Raw genomic sequence first — 12,393 nt, 5'->3', positions numbered from 1 at the left:
TAAATCATATTTTAATAAAAATACCGGCGACGGGCGGTAAGTCGTAAATAGCGATAAATACCCCAGGCTAAAGATCCGAAAAAGAGATTTAGCAAAAAGCGAGTAAGTATAAACCAAAATATATCAGGGTCAAAAAATTTCGATGGATCTAACGGACTAACAACCCTGACTAACAGAAATAGCCCAAAAATAGCATTTCCACCTAGTAAAAGAGCAAACAGTACTAAACTTCTTTGCCAGTAACGCTGTTGGGGTGTATAGCCTGATATTAGGATAATGGGGGGTTTGCGTTGGACTTTTCGCAGTAATTGTTCCAATCGCCAAAACATCCACAAGAGGAAGGGGAAGAAACCATAACTCAAAAAACGTAGGGGTAGTGAGTAACCCCAAGCACTAGATAGGACATTAACTATGGCATGACAAATTACAGAATTTACCCAAGTCCCGATGATAAATTTTTTGCCTCCATTTAATTTCCTCTTTGAGGAAATATAGATTCCTAACGCATATCCCCAGGGTGCAGAGAACATAGCATGGACTGGCGTACCGATAGTACGTTCAAAAATTGATGCTGTGCCGTGGAAAAAGTAAATCCAGTTTTCTTCGGCAGTGAATCCAAGGGCAACAGCTATAGTCAAGAGAAAAACGCTAGAGAGAAGTAATCTATATCGGCGTTGCAGATAGATGGGGATAACAACGGCAGCCAACTTGCAGCCTTCTTCAATTGGGCCTATTTCTACGATCTGCCGCAGGGCAATACCAGCAAGCGATCGCTTAATCTGATGCCAGTTTACAACCGAGTTGGCTACAGTTTCAAAAATCCATTCTAGGCTCAAGGCTAAAATACCGGATATTGCCCCGAAGATAAAGAACATCAGCAACCTGAGGACAGACGGGGCAAATGGTATTCGACAATAGTAGTAGCCTAGCAGCAGCAAGGGTGGTATTGCTGCCCACAACACTAGAGATAAATCAAGCACTCACCTGAGCAATAATTGTACGGTGACGATGGCTATTGTTTGCAATCGTGGGAGTTTGGAAACCCGCCTCAATAATAGCTTGCTCAATGTCTAAAGCAAAATATTCATCTAAATATGGCTCAGTACTTTTGAGCAAAGTCAAAATGTAAGCTGGCATTTTTTTGTACACTTCAGAATTAGGATTCATGTCCATGATTGCCAAGTGACCGCCCGGACGCAGCACGCGCCGCATTTCAGCAAAAATCTGCCGAGTTGCTGACTGGGGTAATTCATGGCACATCAGGAAAATCGAAACTAAATCAAAAGAGGCATCAGGTAGTTTGGTAGATTCTGCTTGGGCATGAAGCCAATTGATTTTAGCTTGGCGTTGCTCGGTGCGGTAATGGGCAACAGCTAGGAAGTACGGAGATAAGTCCAAACCCGTGATTTTGGCATGAGGATAAATTTCTTGCATGGCAAAGGTACTCAAACCCACACCGCAGCCCACATCTAGAATGTTTTGGGGTTGATTGGGGAGTTGCGCTTTGAGAATATCATGGTAACTTTGGCGTAATTTAGCATCTCCTTGCGCTCCAGCATCCTGCCAAATTCCAGCATGGACAGTACGAGCTGCAACTTCTAGCTCCCAAGCTGCTTTCCAGCTGAGATCTCCACCTTCATAAGCGTGGAATGGCCGCAGGTAGTATTCTGGGTAGGAAAGCTGGGGATTTTCTACTTGAGCTAGATCCGCCTTCCAATCACGCGCCTGTAGTGTTTCGACTTCTTGCGTCCAAGGCACACCAATTCTTTCGGCACGTTTAATCATCATTTGTCTAGCTTGATGCTTGGCTAGGTTGGCTAAAGGCTGGATTGCCAGTATGGTATTCACCAAGCGGGAAGCGAAGCTAAGATTAGTGTTTACAGCAGCGGTCATAAATCAGTTTGCATTTAACAGCCTCTTTTACTTATGACATAATTGCTCGACACGAGTCTAGAAATGAAATGAATTGAATTATCTAACCAGCGTGAGTAGTTTAGCAATATCTATCTCAGCAGAGAGGGCAAAAAGCCAAGCGCCATATAAAAAAAGACTACAACTAACTTATTGAGCCTCAAGTATGGCAACAAGAAGAAGAGCAAGTGGCTTTTTGAGAGATTTTCAAGAATTTGCCCTCAAAGGTAGTGTAGTTGACTTAGCGATCGCCGTAATCATTGGTACTGCCTTTACTAAAGTGATTACTTCCTTGGTTGAGGATGTGATTATGCCATTGATTAACCCCTTAATTAGTGTGACTGGTAAAGATTGGAGAACAATCACCCTAAGCCCAGGAATTGCGATCGGTCAGTTTCTTGGTGCAATTTTGGACTTTTTAATCATTGCTTTCATCTTATTTATAGGAATTCGCGCCTTACAAAAATTGAAGAGGCAGGAGGATATTGCCATTGAATCTCCACTCTCAGATCCTAAGCTTGCATCTCAGGAAAGACTGACTGATGCATTGGATAGGCTCAATCAGACATTAGAAGCTCGGAACGATCGAGTTTTGTAAGTGGGAGTGGGGAGATGGGGAGATGGGGGACAAGGGAGACAAGGGGGACAAGGGAGAGAAGGGGGAATAACTCTGAGGATCGACAATCCCCAGTCCCCAGTCCCCAATCACCAGTCCCCACTCCCTATTTTGCAGGCTTGAGAGCTAACAGCATCTCTAATTCACTGGTAGATTTGTCGGGGCTGGTGGCGGTGATCCCAAAGCCACGAATGGAACTTAGGATGGTATTGGCTTCAGAAGAGATGAGACTATTGATTACGGGCAAAGTTTTAGTTTTGTCCATATCTACGTAGAAATAGCCGCTGTTAGGTTTTTGTAAAGAACTAGTAATGGCTTTGAAAGCTTCACTCTTGTCGAGAGATTCACTCTTGCGATCGGCGATCGCGTCAGCAACAGGGCCGCCAACAGCGACAAATACAGTGTCTGAATCCAGCCAACCATGTGCTAATAAAGCTCCTTGTTGGGGGATTTGCCATTCAGTTACATCTTTACCGCCGATTTTTCGGTTGGCGATATTGATATTTTGGGTTTTGGCGAGGGTATCGAATTTTGTGAATGTGGCTTCGGCAGTTTTGCGATCGCTGGTGTCAAATACTAAAGCACCACCAAAACCAACACTCGCTAAGATTCCTTGATTTGATGGTATGGTACCTAAGGCGAATTCTCCGTTCATCCAGCCAAAAATATCCTTATCCAAGTCAATATTCACAGATTTCAGTTGTCCGCGCACTTGCTCAAGGGCTTGCTTCAATTCTGGAGAATCTTTTGATTGTTCTACTACCGTTTCCCAGCCACGACTGATGCCGTTTCCGCTCACCAAAGCAAAGGTTTCTGTAGGAAATTGCCCGACTATATTCCCAGGAGTTGATTGATACTGGTATTTGATTAGCTGCGGATCTAAATTGGCGATCGCTTTGACTCGCACTCCTGCATCATCAACACCAACACCCGCTACTACAGATTTAACCTGTTTTAGCTGTGCCAAGGTTTGTGGGGGTAACTGGGTTCCTTGGGGACTTGCGGCTGCTAATTGCTGTACCATGCCTGCATAGTCTGGTACATAAACTTGAGCAAGGCTGTTTTTGACATCGACTCCTTTGAGAATATTGCTTACACCTTCTTTACTAGCAAAGGAGGACTGTCCTTTAAATGTGTCAATTGCTTTTTCTACAGCTTGCTTTTCGGGCGCTAATACCAAGTGATTATTATCTAAAACAACGCTATAAGTAGGTTTGCCATTTTCTGTAGTTTCAATAATTTTTTGACCTTGGTAGTCGGATTCCTTGAATTTAACGCCTTTTTGGGATTTTAATTTGTTAGCAAAATTCAAAGCACTGATTTTGTCCTTGATTCCCACTACTACCAAGATATTTGGCTCTGGCTGTACATTTGGTGGTGGAGTGGGTGCGCCTGGAGGCAAATTTAGCTGTACTGGTTTGGCAGGATTTGGTGGTAGCACAGCAATCATCACACCACCAGCCCAAGGCTTGATATCTTTTTCATAAGAAATGTTATTGTCACTGAACATTTCCTTATTTAAATTTTCCAGACTTTTGGCTACTAACTTTTGTGCTTCTGGGGTGCCAAACTGCCGTAACTTTTCCCAGGCTTGAGGGTCAGTAGTAATATAGGTAGCCATCATCGCTGTTGAAGGTATTACTTTTGCACTGCCCAGAGCATCCGAGCTACCTCCTGATGGCCCGCCTTTTAAATACGTATAAGCTGCGATACCTCCTGCTATAACTACGGCGGCACCAACAGCAGGAATGAGAAACTTTGATTTACTTTCAGGCATTATTGTTATCTATCCTCTTTTGCTGAGATTGTTACCGAGATTTATACAAGTGTCATTGTAGAGTTTTCGGATTTATTGATAATTTCACTCATCCATTGCTACTGGAGTTTAGATTAACGCATGACTTTGCCGATTGTTTCTTGTGTTTATAAGTAAATTTTTTAATAAATTATACGTAATTATACGCAATACTAGTTTGCCAGTTGCCCATTAGGTAACTTTCTAGGGGTTTGGGTGCGGCAAAGGTATTAAAATAATTTAATATATATACATATATTTACATAAATATATGTTATTTGATAGATAGTTGCTAGTTACAAAATTACAACCTGATGAAGTTAGTTGAACTTCAGGGCAGTATTTGTGAATATTGCATTTTAGGTGGTGTTTACTAACTTTTTAAGGTTAAGTTTTGAGTTGTTTTACTAGCGGATTGCAGGCATCGATTTGCATATCAATAATTGCGATAATACTGTGGTAATTAGTCAAGGAATTTCTTTTGTAAAATTAGCAGTAATATACCAACTTTTTTGTAGAATTCAAATAATAAGAGTGGGTGGTTATTGGTATGGTTTAACTCTAGCTACGACAATTTCAGCGATAAATTTAATAGTGTAGATTTATATGGTGAATTTCCAAAAGATGACCAACAGTGAAGTCTCGTCTTATATGTAGTGGCTATATTAAAGGATTTTTCAATAAAAAAACGCCCAATTATTCTTCTAGTGTAGATATTCTGTTTGCTTTGAATTAATGGGTGGGCGAGATGCCTACTTTAGTATATAAAATGACCTCTATCGAAATGCGGAAAGTCCTCTAGACAAAACTAGATGAAACAACAATTCCACCGCCAGAAGCCGTGAGAGCGTAAATTATAGAGCAAGTTATTCCATAGGGGTCAAAATTAACTTCTGTTAACTTGAATTTCAGATTCAGGATATTTGACGGCAAATAGCGATCGCTCAAGCTAGATTAGATTTAAGTGACAAAAAGCTTTGTTGTCAGAAATCTTGCAATTAAGCCTCTCATCTTTTTGAGCGGCAATTCCAGTTGTCTTATATCAAGCGATCCTGTCATTTCGTCTGAACTCCGGTCGGTATTTACTGATAAAATTAGTAATCCTTAAAATTAGCGGTCTAAAATTAGTCTCAAAAATACTTTAACCAGATGAGGAGCGAATCCCCAAATGATATCCTGTTCATCTTAAACAAAATAGCCCAATTAACACCAACAAGCTATCCTAAGTTATAAGAATAATTAGGAGTATTTGTACTTAATGAAAATCTATCGAGGCGCAAGAGACTCTTGACTTGATGACAAAAAAGTGCAAAACATCAAGAAAAGTAAATGCGGAGCGATATGGACAAAAGTCCAAGGATCGGTAGGCTACCTTGGGAAATTCGGGGGAGATTAATTTCAATCCCGCAACCCCGAAAGTGAGTCGTCACTCCGATATTGCCCTATTGATTTGGGAAAAACATTTACTACACCGCTATTTTGCTTAACAACATCCAGCCAAGCCAGACTTTTCAGGATTACAAGGTCAGTAAGCATCAATGTCGCAGTCTTATTTTGATACAGATAATAATGGACACAAACCTTTTGAGTTACCAGGAGCAAAACCCCACTACAGCCCCGATCGTCCTGGGCAAGTAGAGCATATTTTTCTCGATCTGAGCTTAGATATTCCTGGGCAAAGCTGTCAGGGCAGTTGTAGCATTCGCCTGTTACCAATTCGTAATGGCATTGACCGTTTGACTTTAGATGCTGTCAACCTAAATATCGAGTCTGTGCAGGTAGACGAGGTGCCACAAAATTTTGACTACGATGGCGAACAGCTTTCGATTCAACTTTCTCAAGGCACTCAGATTGGTAAACGCTTGTTGATTGCGATCGCCTACTCGGTGACTAAACCACAACGCGGTATTTACTTTATTCAACCAGACAAACATTACCCAAACAAGCCAACCCAAGTCTGGACTCAGGGAGAAGACGAAGACTCTCGTTTTTGGTTCCCCTGTTTTGACTATCCAGGACAACTCTCCACCTCGGAAATTCGCGTTCGCGTCCCCAACCCTCTAGTGGCGATTTCCAACGGCGAACTGATTAACACAACAGTTGATGGCGATTACAAAATCTACCACTGGTCGCAGCAACAAGTTCATCCCAATTACTTGATGACTTTGGCAGTAGGTGATTTTGCGGAAATTCGCGATGAGTGGAAGGAAAAACCAGTCACTTACTACGTAGAAAAGGGACGGGAGGAAGATGCTAAACGCAGTATGGGCAAAACTCCCCGGATGATTGAATTTTTGAGCCAAAAGTATGGTTATGCATACCCTTTTCCCAAATACGCCCAAGTTTGCGTCGATGACTTTATCTTTGGCGGTATGGAAAACACTTCCACAACCCTGTTAACAGATAAATGTTTGCTCGATGAACGCGCAGCTTTAGATAATCGCAATACCGAGGGTTTAGTCGTCCACGAACTCGCGCACCAGTGGTTTGGCGATTTGGTAGTGATTAAGCATTGGTCTCATGCTTGGATCAAAGAAGGCATGGCTTCCTACTCTGAGGTGATGTGGACAGAACATGAATATAGTCTCCAAGAAGCAGCTTACTATCGTTTATTGGAGGCTCGTCGCTACCTCAGTGAAGACAGCAGCCGCTATCGCCGGCCGATGGTCACAAATGTTTACCGAGAACCAATTGAACTTTTCGATCGCCACATCTACGAAAAAGGATCTTGTGTTTATCACATGATTCGCGCCCAATTGGGAGATGATTTGTTTTGGCAGGCAATTCAAACATTTGTCCGAGATAATGCTCACAAAACTGTAGAAACAATAGACTTACTCAGAGCAATTGAAAAAGCAACGGGACGCAATCTTTTGTTCCTCTTCGACCAGTACGTTTATCGTGGCGGTCATCCCGAATTTAACATAGCTTACTCTTGGGATGGAGATGCTAATTTAGCAAAAATCACAGTCACTCAAACCCAAGTAGGTGAAGGGAAAAATGGCACTAAAGATTTGTTTGATTTAAAAATTCCTATTGGTTTTGGCTATACCCAACAAGAAAAAGTTAGGAGTGAGGAGTTAGGAGTTAAAAATAATTCCAAACTCGAAACTCCTAACTCACAACTTAAAACTTTTACGGTACGCGTGAACGAACGCGAACAAAGTTTCTATTTTCCACTCGAAAATAAGCCGCAATATATCAGTTTTGATGTTGGGAATAATTATCTAAAAACAGTATCTTTGGAGTATGCACTGCCAGAATTAAAAGCACAGCTAGAATTCGATCCCGACCCAATTTCTCGCATCTATGCAGCAGAAGCTTTAGCCAAAAAAGGCGGTTTAGAAGCAACCAAAGCACTGTCTAAGGCATTAAAAAATGACCCATTCTGGGGTGTGCGGGTGCAAGTAGCGAAACAACTAACGCAAATTAATTTAGACCAAGCATTTGATGGCTTAGTTGTGGGGTTGAAAGATCCAGACGCTTACGTGCGACGTGCTGTAGTGGAAGGACTTGCTCAAATCAAAACCAACGAAAGCTATAAGGCTGTCAAAGATCTGCTACAGAAAGGCGATCTCAGCTACTATGTCGAAGCCGCAGCCTGTCGTGCAGTGGGGGCGATCGCTTCTGCGAACTTGGAAGAAAAGCCCAAAGAAGACAAGGTATTAAAGCTGCTTAAATCCGTTTTAGAAGAAAAGGCGGGCTGGAATGAAGTTGTCAGAAGTGGTGCAATTGTTGGTTTAGCTGAATTCAAAACCTCCCAAGCGGCTTTAAATCTGCTAATGGAATATACGAAACTGGGCGTACCACAACCTTTGCGTTTAGCTGCAATTCGCGCTTTAGGACAGATTTCTGTTGGTCAAAGTCCGGTTAATTTGGAACGGATTTTAGAAAGATTAACAGAACTAGCCAAAGAAACTTTCTTCTTAACGCAAGTCTCAGTAGCCATAGCATTAGGGCAAATGGAAACATCCAAAGCAATTGGAATTTTGCGATCGCTAGCTGAACAGACATCTGATGGCCGCGTCCGTCGCTATGCTGAAGAAGAAATTTCCAAGGTGCAAAATAATATTGGTTCTGAAAAAACACTGCGCCAATTGCGCGAGGAATTCGACCAACTCAAACAACAAAATCAGGAATTGAGAAGCCGCTTAGAAAACTTGGAGGCTAAATCTAAGTAACATCACGCGATCGCAAAAAAGGCATAATTCGCAGTAGCTATCTGGTAATTCACGTATTATGTGGATTAGTAGAGACGTTGCAATGCAACGTCTCTACAGGACGGATAATTATTGATATTTCGTTGATTTAGATAATTTACATCAGGCGTAATTCGTAATTTCTTAGAGGATGTCTGAGAAGTATTAAATATTTAGCTTGATCCCCCCTAGCCCACGCCAGTCACTCATGGGGAGCCACTCCGCCCTTGGTGGTTCCCCCCGTTGAAGGAAGTGGCGTGGAAACTCCCTACATACCCGTCGCTGGCTCCCCTTAAAAAGGGGGGTAAAACTTCTCAAAGTCCCCCTTTTTAAGGGGGATAATGGTGGATCTACAAGTCTCGAATACCACACCAAAAAGTTTTCAGACATCCTCTTAGGCAAATTATTAATTACCGAACTGAATAGCGAATAATCTTTTATATTTTAAATTTGAGATTTTAATTTTGGATTTATCGTAACATCAAGGGTTTAAGACCCCAACCATTACACGTAGTATCAGTTGAGTTGGGGTTTAAATCCCCAACTTCAACTGTCTTTAATTCTGAATTTTGAATTTTGAATTGTTAATAAGTCTCTACCTATTCACTGCTTTCTTTTTCAAACTCAATACCCATGTAATACCTTATACAATTAACTTAAGAAAATATTCCTTTGTCAGCCTTTATTTTCAAGCTAGACACTTATGTGATAAATAGCACAATTATTGCATAAAAATATTTCTTTTCCAGTCAACAGCGAACGGTTAACAGTCAACATTTTTATTGACAAGTTACTATCTATACAATTTTATTTTCCAACTCAAGTATCTATCTTTAGGAATACAACAAATTGAAGAGGTAATAAAGTTCTGATGTAGATACAACAAAGATTACCTCTGTCTTTGTCGAACGGGAGTTTGACGAATCAAAGCTGAAAGATTTATTTAGAAATAATTCGTAAATTCAAAATGCACATGTAGTGTCAATTGAGATATTATATTGAGAAAATTCTCGATAAATTAGCTTTTTTGGCTGTAAAACGTGCGATACCTGACTACAAATCCTTTTCGACAACCCTAACGGGAAATAGAGTCGATTGGGTTGAGCTAAACCTCTTGGAACTTTGATGTTTGATGAAGTTCAAACATCTGTGGAGATAAGCTAAGCAAGGTTATTGTACAAAAGTTTCATAGCTATTTTACTGCTCTAATTCACATTGTTGAATGTGGAAATCTATCCGGATGTTTACATGTAAATTATGTTGGGTTGACTTCATGCGGAAACCAGTTTTGACAATTTTTTATCAATTCAATCCTTGGAACAGTAGTATCGGAGGAATTCAGACGCTAATCAAAATTTTTATTAAATACGCACCCAGGGAATTTGAGGTGCGGCTTGTAGGAACAGGAGATGATAACTTTCAGCCTAGTCAAAAATGGCAAGCAACAGAAATCGCAGGGAGAGAAATTAGTTTTTTACCTTTATTTTCCTTGAAAAATGATAATGTTAGAAGCCTGATTCCCACCACACTCAAGTATACGGCAGCCCTTTTAGGACGTTGCTTGTCCTCAGATTTTATGCACTTTCACCGTATAGAACCAAGCTTGGCAGCTTGGAATTGGCAAGGAGAAAAAACTTTGTTTATCCATAATGATATCCACACGCAGATGCAAGCTGTGGGTGAGAAAAAGGCGATTCTGTGGCGAAGATTTCCCACAGCATATTTCGCTTTGGAAAGTTTATTAGTTCGCCAATTTAGTCATATTCTTTCATGCAATACTGATGCAATTCAATTTTATCAACAGCGTTATCCCGACTTGCAAAATCGCGTTGCATACATCAAAAATTCCTTTGATGGCGAAATTTTCTATCCTTTAAGCCATCTACAACGGCAAGCTTATCGGCGCGAACTTGCTATGAAGTTTGGTTTAGATGAAGAAACACGTTTTATTTTATTCGCAGGTCGTTTGCATCCTCAAAAAGATCCACTACTGTTAGTCCGTGCATTCGCTGTTTTAAATCAACCGCACACTCATTTACTGATAGCAGGTGATGGAGAACTAGCAACAGAAATACGTGACGAAATTGTTCGATTGGGATTATCTGACAGAGTGACAATGTTGGGGGCAATTGATATGGAAGAACTGGCAAAGTTACATCGGATATGCGATGTTTTTGTCCTATGCAGCGCTTATGAAGGCCTACCTTTGGTAGTTTTGGAAGCGCTGGCTAGCGGAACACCAGTAGTCACTACTATATGTGGTGAAACTCCAAAATTGTTAGCTGCTGATAATGGTGTTGTTTGTAAACAACGTACACCAGAGTGTGTAGCAGACGCCTTACGTCAAGTAATACTGCATCCGGAAAATTATCCAACTGCGTCGTGTGTGGGAGCTGCACAAACTTATAGCGCTCGCACTCTTATTGAGGGTGTCTATAGCAAAATGCTAAGTCGTTGGAAGTTATCAGAAACTGGGGTTGGTTAATGATTTGATTTTGGATTTTGGATTTTGGATTGAGATCGCCTTGGTGTATTTGGGTTTTAGAAATCCATATATTGCAACACATTGCAATCATTTTTCAAATTGTTATGACTTGAACAAACATTTTTCAGAAAATAACTATTGCCATGAAAATAGCCGTCATTGGTGTGAAAGGTTTACCTCCCAAACAAGGAGGAATTGAGCATTATTGTGCAGAAGTGTATCCTCGCATAACCGAACAAGGACATTGTGTTGATTTATTCGCTCGATCTTCTAACATCAATTATCCTTGGTTTGGTCATTATGATTTTTGGGGTGTTCGAGTCATTTCCTTACCCAGTTGGGGTTTGCGTGGGGTTGATGCTTTTATGACCTCGGCATTAGGAGCGATCGCTGCATGTGGTCAGCAATATGATATTGTTCATTTTCAAGCTCTAGGCCCATCTCTATTTAGTTGTTTACCTAAAATTGCTAACTCGACAAAGGTTGTAGTTACCTGTCACGGCTTAGACTGGCAACGCGCCAAGTGGGGTAATTTGTCTAGCAAGCTGATTCTTTTAGGCGAAAAAGCAGCTGTGCATTTTGCCCAAGGGCTAATTGTGGTGTCAAAAGACCTCAAATCCTACTTTCAGGAAACCTATAATCGAGAGACAGTCTACATCCCCAGCGCTCCCGCTAGCTACGGTACCTCAGACCCGAAATTTCCCTACGCTACTTCTTTGGGTTTGACACCAGGGCGCTACATTCTGTTTTTAGGCAGACTCGTACCAGAAAAGCGTCCTGACTTGCTGATCGACGCTTTTTGTGCATTGAAACCAACCGGATGGAAACTGGTTCTGGCTGGAGGTGTCAGCGATACCAGATCCTTCAGTGCCAAGCTATTAGAAAAGGTTGCCAATCAGCGAGATATCGTATTTGCAGGCGAACTCCAAAGAACTCGTCTTTGGGAAATTGTCCGCGGTGCGGGGTTATTCGTCCTTCCTTCTGATGTGGAGGGACTGCCTTTAGCAATGTTAGAAGCAATGCGCGAAGGTATACCAGTCCTGGCAAGTAACATTCCACCCCACCAGCAATTGATTAATGATAATCGGGGGATACTTTTTAGAGCTGGAAACCTAGACTCTTGTGTAAATTCCCTAGACTGGGCGATTAATCATCTGACTGAAATGGCGGTAATGGCTAAAAATGCACAAAGACACGTGCAGCTTAACTATGGTTGGGATCGCATTACTTCTGAAACCTTAAAACTATACACAACAATTCTGAATTCGCCTGAGCCAGTGGGGGCAGGGGGGCAGGGAGCAGGGAGCAGGGGAGAAGTGTCAAGCCAGGTGATGACTGATGCTCTGACGCGGGGACGGGGAGACGCGGGGACGCGGGGATGAGGAGA

7 protein-coding genes are annotated in these 12,393 nt (G+C 41.6%); 4 read left to right on the top strand and 3 right to left on the bottom strand.

What is annotated here, in order from left to right:
- Window positions 1-11: 11 nt before the first annotated feature.
- The gene (locus NSTC745_RS29560) at window positions 12-980 is read right to left on the bottom strand and encodes a PrsW family intramembrane metalloprotease (RefSeq protein WP_445634187.1); all 969 of its coding nucleotides are present in this window, start codon (window positions 978-980) and stop codon (window positions 12-14) included.
- Window positions 973-1,893 carry a class I SAM-dependent methyltransferase gene (locus NSTC745_RS29555; protein WP_445634186.1) on the bottom strand — a complete coding sequence of 307 codons (921 nt, stop codon included), beginning with the start codon at window positions 1,891-1,893 and terminating at the stop codon, window positions 973-975. The genes NSTC745_RS29560 and NSTC745_RS29555 overlap by 8 nt, the downstream gene beginning before the upstream one ends.
- Window positions 1,894-2,077: 184 nt before the next feature.
- Here NSTC745_RS29555 and mscL point away from each other — a divergent pair, with 184 nt between their 5' ends.
- Window positions 2,078-2,509: a large conductance mechanosensitive channel protein MscL gene (gene mscL / locus NSTC745_RS29550; protein ID WP_445634185.1), complete on the top strand. Its 432-nt coding sequence runs from the start codon at window positions 2,078-2,080 to the stop codon at window positions 2,507-2,509.
- A gap of 124 nt (window positions 2,510-2,633) precedes the next feature.
- On the opposite strand, the gene NSTC745_RS29545 is transcribed toward mscL, so the two are convergent.
- Window positions 2,634-4,304, bottom strand: a complete 1,671-nt coding sequence (locus tag NSTC745_RS29545) for a DUF3352 domain-containing protein (protein WP_445634184.1) — start codon at window positions 4,302-4,304, stop codon at window positions 2,634-2,636.
- Between the two features lie 1,556 nt (window positions 4,305-5,860).
- Here NSTC745_RS29545 and NSTC745_RS29540 point away from each other — a divergent pair.
- From NSTC745_RS29540 to NSTC745_RS29530, 3 genes are all read left to right on the top strand, one after another.
- On the top strand, window positions 5,861-8,503 hold the full coding sequence (locus NSTC745_RS29540; RefSeq protein WP_445634183.1) for a M1 family aminopeptidase: 2,643 nt from the start codon (window positions 5,861-5,863) through the stop codon (window positions 8,501-8,503).
- 1,291 nt (window positions 8,504-9,794) lie between these two features.
- Window positions 9,795-11,006: a glycosyltransferase gene (locus tag NSTC745_RS29535; protein ID WP_445634182.1), complete on the top strand. Its 1,212-nt coding sequence runs from the start codon at window positions 9,795-9,797 to the stop codon at window positions 11,004-11,006.
- A gap of 143 nt (window positions 11,007-11,149) precedes the next feature.
- Complete coding sequence (locus tag NSTC745_RS29530; RefSeq protein WP_445634181.1) at window positions 11,150-12,388, top strand: glycosyltransferase family 4 protein; 1,239 nt, start codon at window positions 11,150-11,152, stop codon at window positions 12,386-12,388.
- Window positions 12,389-12,393: the final 5 nt, after the last annotated feature.

The sequence above is a fragment of the Nostoc sp. DSM 114161 genome, assembly GCF_052692665.1.
The sequence above is the reverse complement of the archived record's forward strand: the minus strand, read 5'-3'. Positions and strand labels throughout refer to the sequence as shown.

Bases quoted from the DNA above. Each gene is read 5' to 3' on its own strand.
- NSTC745_RS29555 (WP_445634186.1), bottom strand. From the start codon at position 1,893: ATGACCGCTGCTGTAAACACTAATCTTAGCTTCGCTTCCCGCTTGGTG.
- mscL (WP_445634185.1), top strand. From the start codon at position 2,078: ATGGCAACAAGAAGAAGAGCAAGTGGCTTTTTGAGAGATTTTCAAGAA.
- NSTC745_RS29545 (WP_445634184.1), bottom strand. From the start codon at position 4,304: ATGCCTGAAAGTAAATCAAAGTTTCTCATTCCTGCTGTTGGTGCCGCC.
- NSTC745_RS29540 (WP_445634183.1), top strand. From the start codon at position 5,861: ATGTCGCAGTCTTATTTTGATACAGATAATAATGGACACAAACCTTTT.
- NSTC745_RS29535 (WP_445634182.1), top strand. From the start codon at position 9,795: ATGCGGAAACCAGTTTTGACAATTTTTTATCAATTCAATCCTTGGAAC.
- NSTC745_RS29530 (WP_445634181.1), top strand. From the start codon at position 11,150: ATGAAAATAGCCGTCATTGGTGTGAAAGGTTTACCTCCCAAACAAGGA.